Raw genomic sequence first — 22925 nt, 5'->3', positions numbered from 1 at the left:
ATGACCGAAGTCGTGATCACCGCCGCCAAGCGCACCCCCGTCGGCAGCTTCCTCGGCGCTTTCGCCGCCACTCCCGCGCATGAACTGGGCCGGGTCGCCATCGAGGCCGCTCTCGAGCAGGCCGGCGTCAAGGGCGAGGAAGTCTCCGAGGTGATCCTGGGTCAGGTGCTCACCGCCGCGCAGGGCCAGAACCCCGCGCGCCAGGCATCGATGGCCGCGGGCGTTCCCAAGGAAGTCCCTGCCTGGGGCCTCAACCAGGTCTGCGGGTCGGGCCTGCGCGCTGTCGCGCTCGCCGCTCAGGCGGTGCAGACCGGCGACGCCACCATCGTCGTCGCGGGCGGACAGGAATCGATGTCGCTCGCCGCGCATGCCCAGTCGCTGCGTGCTGGCGCCAAGATGGGTGACGTCGGCCTGATCGATACGATGATCAAGGACGGCCTGACCGATGTGTTCAACGGCTATCACATGGGCATCACCGCCGAGAATCTTGCCGAGCAATATCAGGTGACGCGTGGCGAGCAGGATGAGTTCGCCGTCCGCTCGCAGAACCTCGCCGAAGCCGCTCGCACCGAAGGCCGCTTCAAGGACGAAATCGCGCCGGTCACGATCAAGGGCCGCAAGGGCGACACCGTCGTCGAGCAGGACGAATATATCCGTGCCGGCGCCACGCTCGACAGCATCGCGGGCCTGCGCCCCGCCTTCAAGAAGGACGGCACCGTCACCGCGGGCAACGCTTCGGGCCTCAACGACGGCGCCGCCGCGCTGGTGGTGATGAGCCGCGAGGAAGCCGAGAAGCGCGGCGCGCCGGTCCTCGCCACGATCAAGAGCTGGGCCACGGCCGGTGTCGATCCCTCGATCATGGGCATCGGCCCTGTTCCGGCATCGAAGAAGGCGCTGGAGAAGGCCGGCTGGACCGTCGCCGATCTCGACCTGATCGAAGCCAACGAAGCCTTCGCCGCACAGGCGCTGTCGGTGGGCAAGGAACTCGGCTTCGACCCCGCCAAGGTCAACGTCAACGGCGGCGCCATCGCCATCGGCCACCCGATCGGCGCGAGCGGCGCGCGCGTGCTCACCACCCTGCTCTACGAGATGGAGCGCCGCGACGCGAAGAAGGGACTCGCGACTCTGTGCATCGGCGGCGGCATGGGAATCGCGATGTGCGTGGAGCGCGGCTGAACCGCGATTTTTCGCCTGCGAAATAAATGAAAAGCGGCATGGATGGTGGGTGTAATGTCATTTCCACCCACCCCATGTTGCGTTGCACAAATGTGACATTCGCGCCACACTGGCCAGGAAACTGGTTGGTGTGGCGCAAGCTTCCCTTGCCACAGGATGAACGAGGCGGTTTCCTTTGAGACGACCGGCATCATGCCGGGAATAGGGGATCAGCATGAAGATTAGCCGCCTTTTGACGGCAACCGCGCTCGTCAGCGCGGGTTTTGCCATTCCGCAGGTTGCATGGGCACAAGCTGCGCCGACGACTCAGGAAACTGAAGACGCGTCCACCAAGGACGAAGACGTCGTCGTTACCGGCTCGCGCATTCGCCGTCCGAACATCGAAGCGAATGTCCCGGTCACCTCGATCACTGCCGAAGATATCTTCAATCAGGGGCAGACGAACATCGGCGACACGCTGAACGACCTGCCGCAGCTGCGCAGCACGTTCGCACAGCAGAACCCGGGTGCCGGCGTCGGCATCACCGGCCTCAACCTGCTCGACCTTCGCGGTCTCGGAACCGTCCGCACGCTCGTGCTGGTCAACGGCCGCCGTCACGTTGCGGCAGACATTCTGAACAACGCCTCGTCGGTGGACGTCAGCTCGATTCCGAACGACCTGCTCGAGCGCGTCGAAGTCGTCACGGGCGGCAACTCGGCCGTGTACGGTTCGGACGCGATCGCGGGCGTGGTCAACTTCATCCTGAAGCGCGACTTTGAGGGCATTCAGGTGCGCGGCTCGGCCGCCGTTTCCGAAGAGGGCTTCGGCGGCAACCAGTATGCGTCGATCATGGCGGGCAAGAACTTTGCCGACGGCCGCGGCAACATCACCGCGCACGTCGAATATGCCCATCAGCGGCGCGTCTACGCGTCCGATATTCCCTGGTACCGGCGCGTTGACGGGTTCGCCGTGGTCGATTCCGACACCCCCGGCCTGCCGCAGGCCAGCGACGGCTTCCCGGACAATATCTTCCTTCAGGACATCCGGGCCAACAACAGCATCACGGGCATGGTCGTCATCCCGCAGCCGCAGGGCGCGGGTGCGCGTTGCGGCGCCGGCACGCTGGCCAATAACGGTGCGCCGAACAACCTCGGCACGTCCTTCTCGTGCGCCTATATCTTCAGCGGCGCGGGTGCGCTGACCCCGGTGACCGGCACGCGCGTGGGCGCGGGTCCGCTCGGCACGCTGGTCGGCGGAAACGCGTTCACCGGCCGTGAAGGCACGGGCCTCTCGATCCTGCCGTATAACCAGCGCATCAACGCCAACCTGCTGGCGCGCTTTGAGTTCAGCCCGGCGCTCGAAGCGTTCATCGAAGCCAAGTATGTCCGCACCGACTCGGTCGGCAACCAGCTTGGCCCGACGTTCCTCAACGGCTCTTCGGCTTCGCTCAACGACGCGCGTATCAACATGCGCCTCGACAACCCGTTCCTGAACCCGGCCGATCGCACGACGATCGCGAACGCGATCACGGCATCGGGCTGCGGATACGCGTTCGGTACGGCAGTCACCGCATCGACCTGTCAGGCGGGCACCCCCGCGCAGCAGGCGGCCCGTGCGGCAGCCATCGCGGACGGCAGCTATCGCTTCCTGTTCGCGCGCACGCTGTCGGATTCGCCGGATCGCGACGAAATCTTCCGGCGTAATACCTATCGCGTCGTCGGCGGCCTCCGTGGCACGTTCAACGACGACTGGAGCTACGAAGTCTCGGCAAACTACGGCCGCTTCGAAGAGACGACCGACATGCGCGGTTTCGTCGACAAGCAGCGCTTCTACCTGGCGCTCGACGCCGGCCGTGCGACCCCGGGCGGTCCGATCCAGTGCCGTTCGCAGTTCGATCCGGCATCGGCGAACGGTCTGGCGGGCAATGCGGCTGCGGCGGCGAAGCTTGCCGCCGATATCGCGGCTTGCGTCCCGTACAACCCGTTCGGTTCGGCCAACAACGCCGCTGCGGTGAACTACTTCAAGGCCAACATCATCAACCGCGCCTGGCTCGAGCAGGTCGATATCCTCGGCTATGTGTCGGGCGATCTCAGCCAGCTGTTCAGCCTGCCTGGTGGTCCGGTCCGGTTCGTGGTCGGTGGTGAATACCGGCGTGAGAAGGTGTTCAACGACAGCGATTCGATCGCCGATACCGGCCTGAGCAACTCGGTGTTCCTCGGCGATTTCGATCCCGAAGCGCTCACCGTGAAGGAAGCCTACGGCGAAATCGAAATTCCGCTGTTCAAGGATATCTTCCTGCTGAACGAGTTGACGCTCAACGCTGCGGGCCGCGTCTCCGAGTATAACAACTCGGCGGGCACGACCTACACCTACAACCTCGGTGCCCAGTGGTCGCCGTTCGCCGGTCTGCGGTTCCGCGCCAACTACGGCCGCGCGGTTCGCGCACCGAACGTGACGGAAACCGGTACGCCGCCGGTGGCGAACTTCGCGAACGCCTTCATCGATCCGTGCAACGTGAACGCAATCGCGAACAACGCGATCCGTACCACGAACTGTCAGGCTCAGTTGTCGGCGGCTCAGCTCGCCAACCTGGCACCTGCCGGTTACACGCTCGGCATCATCTCGGGCAGCAACCCGAACCTCTCGGCTGAAAAGTCCGACTCCTACACCTATGGCGTGGTGTACGAGCCGAGCTTCATGCGCGGGTTCTCGATCAGCGCCGACTACTACAACATCACGGTGAACGACGTCATCGTGTCGCTGGCGGCACAGACGATCGTCAACTCGTGCTATGACTCGCCTGGCCTCACGAGCCCGCTTTGCGGCGTGTTCCAGCGTCAGGGCGTCGGTGGCGCCACCGGTACCCAGGGCGAACTGCCGGGCCAGATCATCAACAACAGCCTGGTTTCGGGTCCGCAGAACTTCGCACGGCGCAAGCGGCGCGGTCTGGACGTGGAAGCGGCCTATCGTGGTGAAATCGGCAGCGGCGTGAAGGTCAACACCCGTCTGATCTACACGCATCTGTTCCAGAGCAGCAACTACGAGAACCCGGCCCTGCCGGACTTCGAGAACATCCTGATGCGTGAGCTCGGCGATCCGCAGGACGAGGCTCGCTTCGATCTGGATCTGACGTTCGGCAAGTTCACGGTCGGCTATCAGGCGCAGATCCTCGGCGCGATGCTGGTTTCGACCTACGAGAACAGCTTCCCGTCGAATGCCGGCGTCCCCGGCAGCACGGGTCTCCCGCTCAACTCGGACGTGGCCGAAATCCTTGAATATCCGCGTACGGTCTATCACGACATCCGCTTCAACTATCGGGTTGGCAGCAAGCGTGAGACCGGAAGCGAGTTCAACCTGTACTTCGGCATCGACAACGTGACCGGCGTGAAGCCGCCATGGGGTACGACTGCTACCGGCGCAGGCACCTCGATCTATCAGTTCCGTGGCCGCAACTTCTATGCCGGTGTCCGCGCGAACTTCTGATCGCCGGAAACCAGCTTCACTTCAGAGGGCGGGGGGAAACCCCCGCCCTTTTTTCTTGTTGGAGCCGCTGAGCTCACCTCGTGGTGAGAGCTTCAGCCCAGTTCGGCCGGCCCGAGGCCAAAGGCGAGAAGCCCGGGACGCGCAAACAAAAAGGCCGGCGGCTGTCTCAGCCACCGGCCCTTCCTGTGTCGCTCTGGAAGACAATCAGCGCGAAATCAGCGCGCGCCCGTCTTCACCCGCTCATAGGGCACAAAATCACCCAGCAGAACAAAGCCGCTCCACATCCGCGAACTGCGATCGATCAGATCGACCTTGTCGACGTTGCACAGCTGGCTGCCATAGATCTTGGTCAGCAGAATATCGTCGTCATCCAGCTGATCGGCGCCCGAGCGGGGGCGGTTCACATACAGCTTGGATCCGCTGCGATAGACGATCGCGGTGCCATCAACGATGGTGCTGTTGTCCATGGCATGAGTCGGCAGGCACTTGACCGGCTTGCCGGCCACACGGCCTTCGAGCATCTTGGCCAGCTCCGCTTCACCCTTGGCGTTGACCTTGTCGTCCGCCATTGCGGCACCCGGCAGCGCGAAAAGCGCCAGCGCAGCGGCTGCAAACAACTTACGCATCGGTTATCTCCATTCGATTTCAGTATCAGGTTACTTGCTAGCGCTAACTTCTCTACGCGTTCACAGCTTTCGCTGCGCTGAACCGAAGCTTTCGCCGCGATGAACCGATACAGATCAATACCACAATCGATCGTACCGCGCACCAAGTCCCGTCAGCAGTTCATATTGCGACATGCCTGAGAGCATTGCGGCTTCGGGCAGCGCATAATCGATCGCCACCCAGTCCCCTTCGGCCAGATCGGGTACGGCGCTGACGTCGATCGCGGTCAGGTCCATCGACACTCGCCCGATCACCGGCACCCGGATGCCGTCCGCGATCGCGCTCCCCTTGCCGGAGAAGCAGCGCAGATAGCCGTCGGCGTAGCCGAGGTTGAGAATCGCCACCTCGGTATCGGCGGTGGCGGTCCAGGTCATGTTGTAGCCGACGCCCTGCCCCGCGGGCACCAGCCGCCGCTGCAGTACCTGAACCTCCGGCGTCACCACCCGCCGGATGCGCCCGCCGAACGCCGCCACCGGCTCGGCGCCGTAAAGTGCGACGCCCGGCCGGGTCAGATCGAACGCATAGTCCTGCCCCAGCGCGATCCCGGCGGAATTGGCCAGGCTCATCCGCCGCGCGCCCGATTTCCCGGCGAGCGCCGCAAAACAGTCGCGCTGAAGCCGGTTGAGCGGAACATCCTCATCCGCACTGGCCAGGTGGCTCATCAGCGTCTCGACCGTCAGCCCGTCGAGCAGCCCTGCCCCCACATCCTCCGGAGCGATGCCGAGCCGGTTCATACCCGTATCGAGCATCACGTCGCACGCCCCGCCCCCGGCATCGCGCCAGCGCCGTACCTGCTGCACCGTGTTGAGCACCGGCCGCACCGTCGCAGCACTCAGGGCCGCCGCGACATCCTCCTCGCGCAGTCCATGGAGCACGGACACCTGCACGCCCAGATCGACCAGCCCGGCCGCCTCGTTCCAGGTCGCCACGAAAAAATCGCGGCACCCCGCTCCGGCGAGCCGCTGCACGACCTCGCGCGCACCGAGGCCATAGCCATTGGCCTTGACCGCGGCACCGCACGCTGCCCCCCCGCTCATCGCGGCCAGGGTCCGCCAGTTGGAGATCAGGGCGTTGCCGTCGAGGCGCAGGCGGAGAGGAGCAGTAGACACGACAGCGCCGCTAATCGATTTCGACTTCGCGCGCAAAGCGACGGGTTCAGCGCGCCGCAGGCGTTCGATTGAGGGTTCCCTTAAGGTCCGGGCCCAGCACCCGTATCCGGGCAGCTTGGCCAGCAGTTCGCGCAACACCGCTAGCCTCTTCCATGAGCCCCTGCCCCGTTGAGCGCGCGCGGCTCAGCTATCGCGATGCTCCGCCAGATCGCTTTCCTTGAGGAAGAACAAGGTCACCAGCAGCGCCATCGCGACGACGACCCAAGTGTACCACAGCCCCGAATAGGCATTGCCGCTCTTCGCGACCATATACTGGCTGATCAGCGGCAGGAATCCGCCGAAATAACCGGTGCCGATATGATAGGGGATCGACATCGAGCTGTAACGGATGCGCGCCGGGAAGAGCTCGGTCAACAGTGCTGCGACCGGACCATAGGTCGCGCCCGACAGCGCCGCGAGCGCGACGATCGCGATCAGGATCATCACGATATTGCCCGGACTCGGCACCACCCGGTCGAGATTGTAGCCCGCGTCAGTCAGCGCCTTGTCGATGTCCGCGGTCTCGGTCGAAATCACCGGCACGCCGTTCACCGACACCGCGGCCGACGGGGTCACGTCCTTGGTATAGGGTACACCCTTCTTCGACAGATAGTCGAGCAGTTGCCCACAGGTATCAGCCTGCTTCCCGGCGAAGGGATCATAGGCGCAGTGCGGGCCGGAAACGATCACCGGCGCGTTGCGCGCCGCGTCCGACAGCGCCGGATTGGCGGCATGCCCCATCGCCCAGAAGAGCGGGAACAGCAGCAGCAGCGTGAAGCCATAGCCGATGACGATCGGCTTCTTGCGCCCGATCCGGTCGGAAAGCTTCCCGAACAGGATGAACCAGAACAGTCCGGCAGCCGCGCCTCCGGCCGCGAGCAGCTGCGCCGCAACCGGCTCGACCCGCATCGTTCCCTGCAGGAACGACAGGACCGAGAAGGTCGCGGTGTACCAGATCACGGTCAGGCCCGCGGCAATGCCGAACAGCGCGACGAACAGCCGCCTGAGGTTCCCGGGATAGGTGAAGCTTTCCTTGAGCGGGTTGCGCGCGACCTCGCCCGCTTCCTTCATCGCCTTGAACACCGGGCTCTCGCTGAGCTTCACACGCATCCACAGCGATATGGCGAGCAGCGCGATCGAGAAGATGAAGGGCAGGCGCCAGCCCCAGTCGTCGAAGCTCGCCTGCGGCATGGTGAAGCGGGTGATCAGCACCACCGCGAGGCTGAGGATGAAGCCCGCCGACACGCTCGCCTGGATGAAGCTGGTGTGATAGCCGGCCCGCCCCTTGGGCGAATGTTCGGAGACATAGATCGCCGCGCCGCCATATTCGCCGCCCAGCGCCAGCCCCTGAAGGATACGCAGCCCGATCACGATCGCGGGCGCCGCCGCGCCGATCGAGGCATAGGAGGGTACGAAGCCGACCCCTGCGGTGGCCACGCCCATCAGCGTGATGGTGACGAGGAAGGTGTATTTGCGCCCGAGCTTGTCGCCCAGATAGCCGAACAGCACCGCGCCCAGCGGCCGGAAGCCGAACCCGACCGCGAACCCGGCCCAGGCATAGAGCGTCTCGAGCACCGGATTGCCGGTGGCGAAGAAGGTACGGCCGATGATCCCCGACGCGGCAAGCGTGCCGTAGATGAAGAAATCATACCATTCGAACACCGTGCCGAGCGACGAGGCGGTCACGACCTGCCGCATCTCGCTCTTGCTCGGCTCATGCTCCGGTCGAATTTCGTCCGCGACAGTCGCCATCCAGAATCCCCCAACCCCAATTTGGGCAAGGGTGTAACGGGTTGACGGGGACGGGCAAGAGGCCGCCCCTTCCGGCCCGCGCACTTAGCCGGTAGGGGAACGCGATGCTCCGTCTCTCCGGCCTCTCCCTTCCCCTCGACCATGCGCCCGACGCGATCGCGCCCGCGATCTGTCAGCGGCTGGGTGTCGAACCCGGCGACCTGATCTCCTGGACGCTGTTCAAGCGTGGCAACGATGCCCGCCGGCGCAATGCGATCCTGCTCGTCTACACGCTCGACATCGCGCTCACGAACGAAGCGGAGGTGCTGGAGCGGCTGGCCGGGGACAAGGATGTCCGCCCTACCCCCGACATGGCCTATCGCCCGCCCGTGACCGCGCCCGAAGGCTGGCCAGGTGCACAGCAAGCGAAGCGGCCGGTGGTGATTGGCGCGGGGCCGTGCGGGCTGTTTGCGGGCCTGATCCTTGCCCAGATGGGGTTCAAGCCGATCATCCTCGATCGCGGCAAGGTCGTCCGCCAGCGCACCAAGGATACCTGGGGCCTGTGGCGCCAGGCCAAGCTCAACCCCGACAGCAACGTCCAGTTCGGTGAGGGCGGCGCAGGCACCTTCTCCGACGGCAAGCTCTATTGCCGGGTCAAGGATCCGCGCTTCCTCGGCCGCAAGGTGCTTGAGGAGTTCGTCAAGGCGGGTGCGCCCGACGACATCCTCTGGGAAGCGCATCCGCATATCGGCACCTTCCGCCTCGTCACGATGGTCGAGAGCATGCGCCGGACGATCGAGGAACTGGGCGGCGAATACCGCTGGGAAACCCGCGTCGACGATCTCGAGCTCGAACGCCTCCCCGACGGCAATCAGCGCCTGCGCGGGCTGCATCTGCATGACGGCAGCTTCCTCGAGGCCGATCAGGTGGTGATGGCGGTCGGCCACAGCGCCCGCCCGACCTTCGAGATGCTACACCGCCGTGGCGTGTATCTCGAAGCCAAGCCCTTCTCGATCGGGGTGCGCATCGAACATCCGCAGAGCTGGGTCGATCAGGCGCGCTACGGCAAGTGCGCAGGGCACCCCGATCTCGGCGCCGCCGCCTATAGCCTGGCGCACCACGCCTCGAACGGGCGGACCGTCTACAGCTTCTGCATGTGCCCGGGCGGGCGGGTCGTCGCCGCGACCAGCGAGGAAGGCCGCGTCGTCACCAATGGCATGAGCCAATATTCACGCGCCGAGTTCAACGCCAATTCCGGCCTGGTCGTCGGGATCGATCCGGCACGCGACTATCCCGACGGCCCGCTCGCCGGGATCGAGTTGCAGCGGCATTGGGAAAGCCTAGCGTTCGAGGTCGGCGGCGGCAACTATCACGCCCCCGGCCAGCGGGTCGGCGACTTCCTTGCTGCACGTCCCTCGAATGCGCTCGGCGAAGTCACGCCCAGCTACAAGCCGGGCGTGACCATGACCGATCTGTCGCGCTGCTTGCCCGATTTCGTGGTCGAGGCGATCCGCGAGGCGCTGCCCGTGTTCGGCCGCCAGATCGCGCGCTACGACCATCCCGATGCGGTGATGACCGGGGTCGAGACCCGTACTTCCTCCCCCGTCCGCATCACGCGCGGCAAGGATTTCCAGAGCCTCAATGTCGAGCGGCTGTTCCCGGCGGGCGAAGGCGCTGGCTATGCCGGCGGCATCCTTTCCGCCGCGATCGACGGGATCAAGGCTGCCGAAGCGGTGGCGGCGAGCATCGCCGCCACGCGCTAAGGGGGTCAGGCCGAGGCGGGCTTCACCTCGACCGCGGGCGCATCGTCCTGCGCCTCGCCCAGTTCGCCCAGCGCGCCTTCCGCCCGCGCCTTGCGGCCATAGACCAGCTCGAACAACGGCGACGCCATCAGCGTCGTCACGATCGCCATCACCACCAGGATCGAGAACAACGCCGGGGTGATGATCCCGCGCTGAAGCCCGATGTTGATGATGATCAGCTCCATCAGGCCGCGCGCGTTCATCAACGCGCCGATCGCCATCGCGGTCGGATTGTCCTGCCCGGTCAGCCGTGCGGCGCCCCAGCAGGCGACGCCCTTGGCGGCGATCGACGCGACCAGGATGCCCGCCGCGATCAGGAACAGCGACGGCTCGGCAAGCAGCGACAGCTGGGTGTTGAGGCCCGAGAAGGTGAAGAAGATCGGCAGCAGCATCACCACCGTCACCGGCTCCAGAATGCGCCGCACCTCGTTGGCGAACACCCCGCGCGGCATCACCGTGCCGAGCAGGAAGCCGCCGAACACGGCATGAAGCCCGGCCCAGTCCATCGCGAACGCAGCCAGCGCGAACAGGATCAGCGTCACGCCGAGCAGCGTCTGCGAGACCTTGCCCTCGCGCTCCGCCATGCGCCCAAGCGGCGCCAGCAGCTTCGGCCCGGCAAACAGAATGAACAGCGCGAGCAGTCCGCCTCCGACGATCGCCTTGATCGCCACAAGCGGTCCCGCGCCCAGGCTCGCGAGCACGATCGCAAGCACCGTCCATGCCGCGGCATCGTCGATCGCGCCCGCCGACAGCGACAGCGTGCCCAGCCTTGTTCCGCTCAGCCCGCGCTCATGGATGATCCGCGCGAGCATCGGAAAGGCCGTGATCGCGATCGCCGCGCCCATGAACAAGGTCGCCTGGAACTGATCGACCTTGGCGGTGAACAGCCCGCCAGTCGACAGCAGCAGCGGCGCGATCAGCGCGGCGATCAGGAACGGCGCCGCCATGCCCGCGATCGACACCGATGCGGCGCTCTTGACGTTGGCGCGAAACTCGTCGCCGCGGAACTGCAGCCCGACCAGGAACATGTAGAGCCCGACGCCAAGCTGGGCGAGGACGAACAACAGAGTCCGGCTGTCTTTGGGGAACAGGGTTTGCTGGATCTCGGGGAGAAACAGGCCGAACAGCGACGGACCGAGGATGACGCCGGCGATCATCTCGCCCACGACCTGCGGTTGCCCCAACCATTTTCGCGCAGCCCAGCCGACAAGTCTGGCGACCGCGATGATAATCGCAAGTTGCGCGAAGAAATAGATGCTCAGCTCGGCTGGTGCCATGTTGTCCGCTCCCCCACTGGGCTACATTGGACTCATTGGTCCTGCCCAATGGCAACGTTATCATTCGTTTTACGAGTTGCGCAACGGGGATTCGGAGAGACGTTTAGGAACCGGGATCAGGCCTTAGTCGAGATTGGGCCGCAGCCAGCGCTCCGCCTGCTCGATGCTCACTCCGCGCCGCGTGGCATATTCTTCCAGCTGGTCGCGGCCGACACGCGCCACACCGAAATACTCGGCCTGCGGGTGTCCGAAATAGAAACCGCTCACCGCCGCGGTCGGCAGCATTGCAAAGCTCTCGGTCAGGCTGATGCCGGTGTTGCGGTGGGCGTCGAGCATCTCGAACAGGATCGGCTTCAGGCTATGCTCGGGGCAAGCCGGATAGCCGGGCGCCGGGCGGATACCGCGATATTCTTCTTTGATCAGCGCTTCATTGGTCAGTTGTTCGCCCTCGGAATAGCCCCACAAGGCGGTACGCACATAATGGTGCAGCCGCTCGGCGAACGCCTCGGCGAGGCGGTCGGCCAGCGCCTTGAGCAGGATGTCCGAATAATCGTCGATCGCGTTCTTGAAGCGCGCCAGATGCGGCTCGATCCCGTGGATGCCGACTGCAAAGCCGCCGATCCAGTCGCCCTGACGATCGATGAAGTCGGCGAGGCACATGTTCGCCCGCCCCTCACGCTTCTGAATCTGCTGGCGCAGCATCGGCAGCGTGACGTGCTTCTCGTCCTCGACATGAACGATGATGTCGTCGCCCTCGCGGCGGCACGGCCACAGCCCGGCGACGCCGCGCGCGGTCAGCCACTTCTCCTCGACGATCTTGTCGAGCATCTTCTGCGCGTCGGCGAACAGGCTGGTCGCGCTCTCGCCCACCACCTTGTCGGTCAGGATCGCCGGATAGACGCCCGCCAGCTCCCAGGCACGGAAGAAGGGCGTCCAGTCGATATACTGGCGCAGGTCCTTCAGATCCCAGTCGGGGAAGTTGTGCACGCCCGGCATGCGCGGCTTGCCGGGCTTGAGGCTCATGTCCGCCTCGAACGCATTGTCGCGCGCGACCGCGATCGGCACCAGCTCGCTCTGCCCCTTATTGGCGCGCGCGATCCGGACCGCTTCATATTCGCCGGCGACCTTGGCGACATATTCGTCGCGGATCGTGTCGGAGACGAGCGTGGTCGCAACGCCCACCGCACGGCTCGCGTCGAGAACATGGACAACCGGACCGTCATAGGCCGGGGCGATCTTGAGCGCGGTGTGGACCTTCGACGTGGTCGCGCCGCCGATCAGCAGCGGCATCGTCATCTGCGCCCGCTTCATCTCTTCGGCCACCGTCACCATCTCGTCGAGCGAAGGGGTGATGAGGCCAGAGAGGCCGATCATGTCGGCGTCATTCTCGTTCGCCGCCTCCAGGATCTTCGACCAGGGCACCATCACGCCGAGGTCCACCACCTCGAAGCCGTTGCACTGCAGGACCACGCCGACAATGTTCTTGCCGATATCGTGGACGTCGCCCTTGACGGTCGCCATCACGACCTTGCCCTTGCCTTTGGCGCCGGGTTCCTTCGCGGCCTCGATGAAGGGCAGCAGATGCGCCACCGCCTTCTTCATCACGCGCGCCGACTTCACCACCTGGGGCAGGAACATCTTGCCCGATCCGAACAGGTCGCCGACGACATTCATCCCGTCCATCAGCGGGCCTTCGATCACTTCGATCGGGCGCGCGGCCTTCTGGCGGCACTCCTCGGTATCCTCGACCACATATTGGTCGATGCCCTTGACCAGCGCATGCTCGAGCCGCTTCTCGACCGCCCAGCCGCGCCACTCGGCGGCCTGCTTCTCGGCGACCGCGTCGGTGCCGCGGAACTTCTCGGCCAGCGCAACGAGCCGTTCGCCCGCCTCGGGATCACGGTTGAGGATGACGTCCTCGCACGCGGTGCGCAGCTCAGGCTCGATCTGGTCATAGACGTCGAGCTGGCCCGCGTTGACGATCGCCATGTCCATGCCCGCGGGGATCGCGTGATAGAGGAACACCGAGTGCATCGCCTTGCGCACCGGTTCGTTGCCGCGGAACGAGAAGCTGAGGTTCGACAGGCCGCCCGAGATATGGACGTGCGGGCAGCGCGCCTTGATCTCGCGGCAGGCCTCGATGAAATCGACGCCGTAATTGTTATGCTCCTCGATCCCTGTCGCCACCGCGAACACGTTGGGGTCGAAGATGATGTCCTCGGGCGGAAAACCGATCCCCACCAGAAGCTTGTAAGCCCGCTCGCAGATCTCGACCTTGCGGGCGCAGGTGTCCGCCTGCCCGACCTCGTCGAACGCCATCACCACGACGGCGGCACCATAGGCCATGCACTTGCGGGCATGTTCCAGGAACTGGTCGACACCTTCCTTCATGCTGATCGAATTGACGATCGGCTTGCCCGAGACGCATTTCAGCCCCGCCTCGATCACGTCCCATTTGGAGCTGTCGACCATCACCGGGATGCGCGCGATGTCGGGCTCAGCCTGAATCAGCTTCAGGAAGGTCGTCATCGCCTCGTGCGCGTCGAGCAGGCCCTCGTCCATGTTGACGTCGAGCACCTGCGCGCCGCTCTCCACCTGCTGCAACGCGACCTCGATCGCGGCGGTATAGTCGCCCGCCATGATCAGCTTCTTGAAGCGTGCCGATCCGGTGACGTTGGTACGCTCGCCGATATTGACGAAGGCGGTGGAGGAACTGGTGGTGGTCATATCTCTGTTCTGTTCAAGGGTTCAGGCAGCAAGCGGCCGGGCAAGCACGACATCGTCGAACAGCTGACCGCCAACATCGAACTGGCGCTCGCCGATCGGCTCGAAGCCCTGCTTGCGATAGAAGGCGATCGCGCGGGCATTGCGGGCATAGACGCCAAGAAGCAACCTTTTGTGCCCCGCGGCCCCCGCAACCGCCGCCGCCATCAGCGCTGCGCCGGTGCCGGTCCCGTGGAAGCGCGAGAGCAGGTAGATGCGCTTGAGCTCGATATCGCCGTCCTGCACGCCGGGAAGTTCGGGCGCGGTCAGCTGCGCGAAGCCGACCGGGGCATTGCCCGGCACCACTTCGGCCAGCCACGCTTGGCTTCCCTTGGCCAGATAGGCCGCAAAGGCTTCGGGCGCGTAGGATTTGGCGCAATGCGCGACGATCGCCGGCCCGGGCAGCACCCCTGCAAACGTCTCGAGAAAGGTCGCGGTCCCGACCAGCGACAGCGCGGAAACATCGCCCGCCTCCGCTTGCCGGACCCGCCAATTCTGCCCGTCGGCCATACTCAGGCCGCCATCGTGAACGGTTCGAGGCCGGCCAGCCGCGTCCGCACCTCAGGCACGGGGATCGCACGCGGCTGCAGCCCCGCCACCGCATCGGCGATCGCCTTGATATGCGCCGGGGTCGATCCGCAGCAGCCGCCCAGCACATTGACCTGCGCCTGCTCCGCCCATTCGCCGACCAGCCCGGCGGTCGTCGCGGGCGCCTCGTCATAGGCGCCCAGCTCGTTGGGCAGGCCCGCATTGGGATAGACCATGATCAGCGTGTCGCAGAGGTTGCTCAGCGTCTTCACATGCGGGCGAAGCTGCTCCGCTCCGAACGAGCAGTTGAGCCCGATCGTCACCGGCTTCGCATGGCGCACCGCGTGCCAGAAGGCCTCGACCGTATGGCCCGAAAGGTTGCGGCCCGACAGGTCGGTCAGCGTCATCGACAGCATGATCGGCAGGTCGCGGCCCAGCGCCTCGCCCGCCTCGATCGCGGCCATGATCCCGGCCTTGGCGTTGAGCGTATCGAATACCGTCTCGATCAGCACGAAGTCGATCCCGCCCTCGACCAGCGCGTCGATCTGCTCGCGATAGACGTCCTTGAGGTGATCGAAGTCGATCTCGCGATAGCCGGGATCGTTGACGTCCGGCGACAGCGACAGCGTCTTGTTGGTCGGCCCCAGCGCGCCCGCGACGAAGCGCGGACGGCCGTCCTTCGCCTCGAACTCGTCGGCGATGGCGCGCGCCATCTTCGCGCTCTCGAAATTGATCGCATGGACCAGATGCTCCGCACCATAGTCCGCCTGGCTGATCCGGTTGGCCGAGAAGGTGTTGGTCTCGGCGATGTCCGCCCCCGCCTCGAAATAGGCGCGGTGGATCGATGCCGGCACCTCGGACTTGGTCAGCGCGAGGATGTCGTTGTTACCCTTCTGGTCGTGGCTCAGCCCCAGATCGCCCGCATAGGCCGCCTCGTCGAGCTTCCAGTTCTGGATCTCGGTGCCGAACGCGCCGTCGGTGATCAGGATGCGCTTGGCGGCTTCGGCCAGCAGTTTCTCGCGTGCAGTCATCTTGTCCTCGTCACCCCGGCGAAAGCCGGGGCCTTTCTACTCTTGGTGCGCCGCTTGAGGCGCCAGACCCCGACTTTCGCCGGAGTGGCAGTTAAGCCGCCACGACTCCCGCGGCATCCTTGGGCCGCACGCCCAGCAGATGGCAGATCGCGTAGGACAGCTCCGCCCGGTTGAGCGTGTAGAAGTGGAACTGGCGCACACCGCCCGCATAGAGCTTGCGGCACAGTTCCGCCGCCAGCGTCGCGGAGACCAGCTGCCGCGCCGAGGGGTGATCGTCCAGCCCGTCGAACAGCCGCGCCATCCAGCCGGGGACGGCGGTGCCGCACATCGCGGACATCTTCTGCACGGCGGCAAAGCTCATCACCGGCATGATGCCCGGGACGATCTCGGCATTGATTCCGGCGGCCGCGACCTGATCGCGGAATCGCAGGAAGGTTTCCGGTTCGAAGAAGAACTGCGTGATCGCCCGGTTGGCGCCCGCATCGATCTTGCGCTTGAGGTTGTCCAGATCGTGTGCCGCATCCGGAGAGTCCGGGTGGCATTCGGGATAGGCTGCGACCGAGATCTCGAACGGGTGCAGCTTGCGCAGTCCCGCCACTAGCGCGGCTGCGTTCTCATAGCCACCGACCGGCGAGGTGAACTTCGCGCCAGCCGTGGGCGGATCGCCACGCAGCGCGACGATGTGGCGGACGCCCGCTGCCCAATATTCCTCAGCGACCGCGTCGATCTCCTCGCGCGTCGCCTCGACACAGGTGAGGTGCGCGGCGGCCGCGATCGGGGTCTCGCGTGCGATGCGGGCGACGGTGTTGTGGGTGCGCTCACGCGTCGATCCGCCTGCGCCATAGGTGACGCTGACGAAGCGCGGGCCCAGCGGCGAGAGCGTCTGGATCGATTCCCACAGCGTCTCCTCCATCTTCTCCGTCTTGGGCGGGAAGAATTCGAACGACACGTCGATATCGCCGGCCACATCCGCGAACAGCGGGGCGCCGGGGTCCAGAACCAAACTCATGCTGCTTTCACTTTCCCAAGAGGCTGGCCCGCCTTTCGCGCCAGCCACAATTTCACCGTCAGTTCACCGCCCTCGAGCGTCTCGGTCTTCACCGGCGCCAGGTCCGCGGCTTCGAACCAGCCGAGCATTTGCTCGTCCGAGAAGCCAAGCCGCACATGCCCCTCGCGCTGGCGCAATTCTTCGCGATCGTGCGGCGCGAAATCCGCGATCAGCAACCGCCCGCCGTCACCCAGAACGCGCGCCGCCTCGCGGATCGCGGCTCCCGGCTGCTGCGCGAAATGGAGAACGTGATGCAGGATCGCCGCGTCGGCCTCGTCATCCGCCATCGGCAGCGCGTAGAGATCCGCCTGACGCAGTTCGGCATTGGCGAGCCCCTGCCCCGACAGCTTGGCACGCGCTAGGCGCAGCATTTCCGAGCTGCGGTCAATGCCGAGCGCACTCCTGGCGCGCGGGGCGAACAGCTCGAGCATCCGGCCAGTGCCGGTGCCGATATCGATCAGCCGCTCGATCGCGGCGTCGCCCAGTGCCGTGGCCATTGCCGCCTCGACCTGCTCCTCGGCGACATGGAGCGATCGGATCGCGTCCCAGTCCCCGGCATGCGTCTCGAACCATTCCTCGGCTGCCGCAGCGCGATCGGCGCGCACCGCGGCCAGCCGCGCGCTGTCCGCCACTGCCCAGTGATCGGCATCGTCCACCGACCAGGCGTCGAGCGCATTGAGGACCGGCTGAACGTGGCGATCATCGCCCAGAGCGACGAACACCCAGCTGCCCTCCTTGCGCCGCTCGGCAAGGCCCGCATCGCACAGGATCTTCACATGCCGCGAGACGCGCGGCTGGCTCTGGCCCAGCACCTGCGCCAGCTCGCCCACGCTCAGCTCCATCGAGCGCAGCAGCGCAAGAATGCGCAGCCGCGTCGAATCCGCGAGCGCGCGGAAGATTTCGAGAGCGATCTTCATGGGATTAGAGATATAAAGATATCTTTATATCAGGTCAATGACGGGCATGACCCGCGATAGGCGCACCGACGGTCGCGGCGCAATAACCGATCCCTTTGCCCGGCGATACCGTAACTTGATGACGACACTCAGGCGGCGCGCGCTTCCTCGATGATCGGGACCAGCGCCATGAGGAACTGGTGCGCGCTGGCTTCCCAGGTGAAGCTGCTGCCATATTCGGCGCAAGCCCCCCGGTCCTTCGTCAGCGCTGCGGCGATCGCTACGCTGAGATCCTCGTCCATCGCCCCGGTCTCGGGCGTCAGGATATCGACCGGCCCGGTCACCGGATAGGCAGCGACCGGTGTGCCGCACGCCAGCGCCTCGATCATCACCAGCCCGAACGTGTCGGTCTTGCTCGGGAAGACGAATACATCGGCGGCGGCATAGGCACGCGCCAGTTCCGCGCCAAACATCGGACCGAGGAAACGCGCCTGCGGATATTTGGCCGCCAGCGCCGCGCGCGCCGGTCCGTCGCCGACCACGACCTTGGTGCCCGGATGTTTCGACGCGAGGAACGCTTCCAGATTCTTCTCGACCGCGACCCGCCCGACATAGAGCTGCACCGGCCCCTCAAGCTCCGCCATCGCCGGATGCGGCTCCAGCCCCGGCCGGAAATTGGCGAGGTCCACCCCCCGCCCCCAATGCCGGACCTGAGTCAGGCCGTGATCGATCAGCGCCTGGCGGATCGACGGGGTGGAAGCGAGGATCGACTGGGCGGGTGCGTGGAACCAGCGGATATAGCGCCACACCCATTCTGCCGGCACGCCCGAACGCGCTTCGACATAGTCGGGGAACTGGGTGTGATAGGCGGTGGTGAAGGGAAAATCATGCTTGAGGCACCAGCGCCGCGCCGCGACGCACACCGGTCCCTCGGTCGCCAGATGCACCGCATGTGGCGAAAATTCGTCGAGCAGGTCGCCGATCGTCCGGCTGCGCACCATCGCAAGGCGGATCTCGGGATAGGTCGGACACGGCACCGAGTAGAAGAGGTCGGGCGAGATCACGAGCACCTTGTGCCCCTGCGCCTCAAGTACCGCGCGCACCGACTGCAGCGTACGGACGACACCGTTCACCTGGGGCTCCCAGGCGTCGGTTACGATCGCGATCCGCATCTCTTCTTCGATCAAGCTGCCGCCAGCGCCTCGACCCGTTGCGGGTCGAGAGGCTCGCGTGCTGCGATCTCGTCGGCCCAATGGAGGATTTCCATCCGGCCATCGTAATGCTCGACCAGCGCGGTGCAACCCTCCACCCAATCGCCGTCGTTATAATATTCGATCCCGTCGATCGTGCGCATCTCGGCGGTGTGAATGTGCCCGGCGATCACGCCGTCGACCCCGCGCGCACCCGCCTCCTTCGCGACGATTTCTTCGAAGCCGCAGATGAACTCGACCGCGTTCTTGACCTTCTGCTTGGCGTGCTTGCTCAGCGACCAATAGGGCAGGCCGCGCCAGCGCCGGTATTTGTTGCACCAGCGGTTGAGTGCCATCACCGCGGTGTAGGCGGCGTCGCCCAGATGCGCGAGCCAGCGGTGCGACATGGTGATCGCGTCGAACTCGTCGCCATGCAGCACCAGAAGGCGGCGGCCGTCGGCGGTCTGGTGGATCGCCTGCCGCTTGATCTCTACCCCGCCGAAATTGAGGCCGGTGAACTGGCGGAAGATCTCGTCATGGTTGCCCGGGACATAGATCACGCGCGCGCCGCGCTTGGCCCGCTTGAGCACGCGCCACACGATGTCGTTGTGCGCGGCCGGCCAGTAGAACTTCTTCTTGAGCTGCCAGATATCGATGATGTCACCGACCAGGTAGATCGTGTCGCTGTCGACATGATCGAGGAAGTCGATCAGCATCTCCGCGTTGCAGCCGCGCGTGCCCAGATGGATGTCGGAGATCCAGATGGTGCGATACTGCTTCCGCCCGCCGATCACCCGTTCGGGGATCGCCGGATTGGACGCGCTGAAATCCGCGAGATCGGTAACGGCCGCATCGAACGGCAGCCGGGTGATCGTGGCCATAAACGCCCCGCAACAAGTCCTTGCCCGCGGGAGCCTATGAATCGCGAATGTTACAGCTGGGCGAGTTGCGGAGTCATCGCGCTGTCACGCAGTAATGGGAATGTACCCCTTCAGCCCCTCGACCCGCGCGATCCATGCCCGTACTGCCTGCCAGGGCGCGAGTTCGAACCCGCCTTCCTCGGCAACATGCGTATAGGCATAGAGGCAGATGTCGGCGACGCTCGGGCGATCGCCGACGAACCAGTCGCGATTCGCCAGATGCTCTTCCATCAACTTGAGCGCCGCATCGCCGCCCGTGCGCTTGCCGGGAAGCATCGCGCGCTGGAGGTCGCTCAGATTCTCCTCGCCGACCCAGCCCATCCAGAAGCGTACCGTCGCGATGTTGGGTTCATGGTTATACTGTTCCCAGAACATCCAGCGCAGCATGTCGGCGCGATCGAACGGATCGGCGGGGATCAGGTCCGTCCCTTCGGCAACATAATAGGCCGCTGCATTGCTTTCAGGCAGCAGGCGGCCGCCGTGCTGCAGCACCGGAATCCGGCCATTCGCGTTGACGTTGGCCAGGAAGCTATCGGTGCGCGTCTCACCCTTCAGAATATCATATTCGCGCCGGTCGAGCGGCTTGCCCGTCAGCGCTGCTGCCAGGCGAATTTTGTAGCAGTTACCCGACGCCGCATATTCGTGAAGAATCAGCATGGCCATGACACCCCCTTGGTCACCCTCGCGCGAAATGCGCCCGCGGCCGCCCTAGTGGAACCCCATTTCCGGGCAAAGCAGGATCGACGCACCGCCGTCGTGCATCGACATACGTATTCAGTCCCTGACCGCTTTACCCCCGCGCGCCGCGTTCCTATCGCGCGGATATCCGGCGGCGGAGACCGGCGGACCAGCGGGAGACGAGCGGATGGCGGGACTGCGATGGCTTTGGGCACTGGCCCTGCTGATGGCCGCAGCGAGCGCAGCCGTCCCGGCGCAGGCGGCGCCGCGCCTTGTCCGCCATGCCGCCTTCCAGTCCACTCAGGTCAGTGCCCGCGACGTCACCGTCTGGCTGCCCGACGGCTATCGGGAGGACGGCGCGCCGCTGCCGGTGATCTACATGCAGGACGGGCAGAATCTCCACGACGGTTCGCGCGCGTTCGGCGGCCAGAGCTGGGGCGTCGGCGAGACTGCTGCCCGCCTCATTCGCGAAGGAAAGATCCCGCCCGTCATCATCGTCGGCATCGACAATTCTGCGACGCGCGGCCGCGACTATCTCCCGCAGCGCATCTACGACCTGCTGCCCGAAGCCAGCCGCACGATGATCCGCGACGGCTGGGGCGGTGCACCGCAGTCGGATGCCTATCTCAAATTCCTGGTCCGCGAGCTCAAGCCCTTCATCGACAAGCACTATCGTACCCGCACCGACCGGGCATCGACTTTCGTCATGGGCTCGTCGATGGGCGGCCTCATCTCGCTCTATGCGCAGGTCCAGTATCCGGAAGTCTTCGGCGGCAGCGCCTCCCTGTCGATGCACTGGCTGCTCGGCAATTCGGGCGCGCCGCTGCCGGAAGCGCCGCTCTACACGCGACAGGTGCTGCGCGCGTTCGAGACCTGGATCGCGCTCGCCCATCTCTCGCCCGGCCGCCATCGCATCTATGTCGACCGCGGGACCGAGACGCTCGACGCGCGCTACACGCCCTATACTGCACCGTTCGAGGCGTTCATGCGCCGCGCCGGCTGGGGCAGCACCTTCACCAGCCGCATCTATCCCGGCACCGACCATAGCGAGAAATCATGGTCCGCGCGGCTCGCCGACCCGCTTACCTTCCTGCTGGCGCCGGGCGACGGCGCCGAGACACAGGCCGAAGCCGCCCGGCTTGCGCAGATCCGCGCCGCACAGGCGCCCGACGACTATCTGCTCAGCAAGTTCCGGAGTGCCGATATTGTGCTGCTGGGAGAGGACCATGCGGTCCGGCAGAGTATCGCCTTCGTCGCCAACGCGATTCCCAAGCTCTACGCTGCGGGGGTCACCAACCTGGTCATGGAGTTCGGTGCCGAGGAGGATCAAGCAGCGCTCGACCGGCTGGTGACGGCGCCGACCTATGACGCCGCGGCCGCCCGCCAGCTCATGTTCAACTACAATGTCATGTGGAGCTGGCAAGACTATCGCGATCTCTACCGCGCAGTCTGGGCGTTCAACCGCAGCCTGCCCAAGGGCAAGCCGCCGTTCCGCATCGTCAATATGAGCTATGCCTTCGACTGGAGCGGCTTCACCGGCACCCGCACCCCGGAAACGCTGCGCCACGTCTTCCCGCGCGGCATGGTCGACCAGTTCCGTGCCGAGCGGATCGCCCGCGAGGTTCTGGACAAGGGGCAGAAGGCGTTGGTGCTGACCGGCACGCTCCACGCCTTCACCCGCTTCGCCGCGGGGCAGACGCAGAGCGACGGCGATGGCTTCTGCCAGCGCACCGCCAATGCGCTCGGCAACCGGTTGCACGCGGCCTATGGCACGCGGATCACCAATGTGATGCTCCACCAGTCGCTTCCAGCGCTTCCGGGCCGCCGCGATTTCTTCGAGCAGCCAGGCGACGGCGCAGTCGAGCGGATCATGCGCCAGAACGGCAACCGCCCCGCCGGGTTCGACCTGCGCGGCGCGCCAATGGGGTCGATCCGCGACTATAGCTATTACGGGATCTGCGACCGCGACTTCACCCTCGCCGACCTGTTCGACGGCTATATCTTCCTCGCGCCGTTCAAGGATCTGCGCGCCGCGACGCCCGACGCCAGTTTCGTCGACGAAGCCAATCTCGAACGCGCGATCGAACAGTTCCCCGATCCCGACTGGTCGCCCCGCCCGGCGAACCTCGCCGAAGCCCGCGCGCACCTGCTCGACATGGCGAAGCAGATCGACGCCCGCTACGCCGGGCTGGCGGAACCAAACTAGGTCACGAACCCGTCAATCGTGGCAGCGCGTGGATACGCGGCCCTAATGAGCTACTGGTCGTAGTAGGTTCGATAATCGTCGTGCGTTGAGAACAGCGCCGCGAAATCACCACCATCCTGAAACCAGACAGTCAGTTCCTTCCCGACCTCGGGATCCGCCCAGTCCTGGATCGCGATCGAAGAAGCGTGGAGCGGGCCATAGTGATCTGCGTGCACCAACAGTGCCTGCCCTCTATCGCCAATATACTCGCCTTCGACCGCGTTCGCGTGCTGGTCACGATCATATTGATCCAAAGGTGAAAATGGACCGAAAGCAACGCCCATGGGCGGATCAAGGTGCTTGAGGACGGCGGTGCCGATGAGGATTTCATCCCGGTAGACGCGGACCTGCATGCGCAAGCTT

At 65.3% G+C, this 22925-nt stretch carries 17 protein-coding genes; 4 read left to right on the top strand and 13 right to left on the bottom strand.

Annotation, left to right across the window (positions count from 1 at the left end):
• Both AC07TU_RS14540 and AC07TU_RS14535 read left to right on the top strand, forming a co-directional pair.
• Positions 1-1176 carry an acetyl-CoA C-acetyltransferase gene (locus tag AC07TU_RS14540; RefSeq protein WP_495188638.1) on the top strand — a complete coding sequence of 392 codons (1176 nt, stop codon included), beginning with the start codon at positions 1-3 and terminating at the stop codon, positions 1174-1176.
• Between the two features lie 214 nt (positions 1177-1390).
• Complete coding sequence (locus AC07TU_RS14535; protein ID WP_495188637.1) at positions 1391-4639, top strand: TonB-dependent receptor domain-containing protein; 3249 nt, start codon at positions 1391-1393, stop codon at positions 4637-4639.
• A 215-nt stretch (positions 4640-4854) separates the two neighbouring features.
• Here AC07TU_RS14535 and AC07TU_RS14530 read toward each other — a convergent pair whose 3' ends face one another.
• The 3 genes from AC07TU_RS14530 to AC07TU_RS14520 all read right to left on the bottom strand — a co-directional run bounded on the left by AC07TU_RS14530 (position 4855) and on the right by AC07TU_RS14520 (position 8205).
• Positions 4855-5265: a hypothetical protein gene (locus AC07TU_RS14530; RefSeq protein ID WP_495188636.1), complete on the bottom strand. Its 411-nt coding sequence runs from the start codon at positions 5263-5265 to the stop codon at positions 4855-4857.
• Positions 5266-5379: 114 nt separating this feature from the next.
• Complete coding sequence (locus AC07TU_RS14525) at positions 5380-6414, bottom strand: alanine racemase (RefSeq protein WP_495188635.1); 1035 nt, start codon at positions 6412-6414, stop codon at positions 5380-5382.
• Positions 6415-6597: 183 nt separating this feature from the next.
• A complete protein-coding gene (locus AC07TU_RS14520; RefSeq protein WP_495188634.1) occupies positions 6598-8205 on the bottom strand; it encodes an MFS transporter in 1608 nt (535 codons plus the stop codon).
• 104 nt (positions 8206-8309) lie between these two features.
• Here AC07TU_RS14520 and AC07TU_RS14515 point away from each other — a divergent pair, with 104 nt between their 5' ends.
• Entirely contained in the window at positions 8310-9947 is a 1638-nt protein-coding gene (locus AC07TU_RS14515) for an NAD(P)/FAD-dependent oxidoreductase (RefSeq protein WP_495188633.1), read from the top strand.
• A 5-nt stretch (positions 9948-9952) separates the two neighbouring features.
• On the opposite strand, the gene AC07TU_RS14510 is transcribed toward AC07TU_RS14515, so the two are convergent.
• The 9 genes from AC07TU_RS14510 to AC07TU_RS14470 form a co-directional block, all read right to left on the bottom strand.
• The gene (locus AC07TU_RS14510; protein ID WP_495188632.1) at positions 9953-11263 is read right to left on the bottom strand and encodes a cation:proton antiporter; all 1311 of its coding nucleotides are present in this window, start codon (positions 11261-11263) and stop codon (positions 9953-9955) included.
• Positions 11264-11386: 123 nt separating this feature from the next.
• The gene (metH, locus tag AC07TU_RS14505) at positions 11387-13990 is read right to left on the bottom strand and encodes a methionine synthase (protein WP_495188631.1); all 2604 of its coding nucleotides are present in this window, start codon (positions 13988-13990) and stop codon (positions 11387-11389) included.
• A 21-nt stretch (positions 13991-14011) separates the two neighbouring features.
• Positions 14012-14536 (bottom strand): GNAT family N-acetyltransferase, encoded by a 525-nt coding sequence (locus AC07TU_RS14500; RefSeq protein WP_495188630.1) that lies wholly within the window; start codon positions 14534-14536, stop codon positions 14012-14014.
• Positions 14537-14538: 2 nt separating this feature from the next.
• A complete protein-coding gene (locus AC07TU_RS14495) occupies positions 14539-15585 on the bottom strand; it encodes a homocysteine S-methyltransferase family protein (protein WP_495188629.1) in 1047 nt (348 codons plus the stop codon).
• 91 nt (positions 15586-15676) lie between these two features.
• Entirely contained in the window at positions 15677-16594 is a 918-nt protein-coding gene (gene metF / locus AC07TU_RS14490; RefSeq protein ID WP_495188628.1) for a methylenetetrahydrofolate reductase, read from the bottom strand.
• On the bottom strand, positions 16591-17550 hold the full coding sequence (locus tag AC07TU_RS14485; protein WP_495188627.1) for an ArsR/SmtB family transcription factor: 960 nt from the start codon (positions 17548-17550) through the stop codon (positions 16591-16593). The genes metF and AC07TU_RS14485 overlap by 4 nt, the downstream gene beginning before the upstream one ends.
• Before the next feature lie 128 nt (positions 17551-17678).
• Positions 17679-18701, bottom strand: a complete 1023-nt coding sequence (locus tag AC07TU_RS14480; protein WP_495188626.1) for a glycosyltransferase family 4 protein — start codon at positions 18699-18701, stop codon at positions 17679-17681.
• An 11-nt stretch (positions 18702-18712) separates the two neighbouring features.
• Positions 18713-19600 carry a UDP-2,3-diacylglucosamine diphosphatase gene (locus AC07TU_RS14475; protein WP_495188625.1) on the bottom strand — a complete coding sequence of 296 codons (888 nt, stop codon included), beginning with the start codon at positions 19598-19600 and terminating at the stop codon, positions 18713-18715.
• Between the two features lie 84 nt (positions 19601-19684).
• A complete protein-coding gene (locus AC07TU_RS14470) occupies positions 19685-20302 on the bottom strand; it encodes a glutathione S-transferase family protein (RefSeq protein WP_495188624.1) in 618 nt (205 codons plus the stop codon).
• A gap of 202 nt (positions 20303-20504) precedes the next feature.
• Between AC07TU_RS14470 and AC07TU_RS14465 the strand changes: the two genes are divergently transcribed.
• On the top strand, positions 20505-22523 hold the full coding sequence (locus AC07TU_RS14465) for a ChaN family lipoprotein (protein ID WP_495188623.1): 2019 nt from the start codon (positions 20505-20507) through the stop codon (positions 22521-22523).
• A gap of 50 nt (positions 22524-22573) precedes the next feature.
• On the opposite strand, the gene AC07TU_RS14460 is transcribed toward AC07TU_RS14465, so the two are convergent.
• The gene (locus AC07TU_RS14460) at positions 22574-22915 is read right to left on the bottom strand and encodes a hypothetical protein (RefSeq protein ID WP_495188622.1); all 342 of its coding nucleotides are present in this window, start codon (positions 22913-22915) and stop codon (positions 22574-22576) included.
• Positions 22916-22925 lie beyond the last annotated feature (10 nt).

It is taken from the genome of Sphingomonas sp. GW821-FHT03E12, assembly GCF_059420685.1.
Note: the sequence above shows the minus strand (reverse complement) of the source record. Positions and strands in the feature narration are given on the sequence as shown.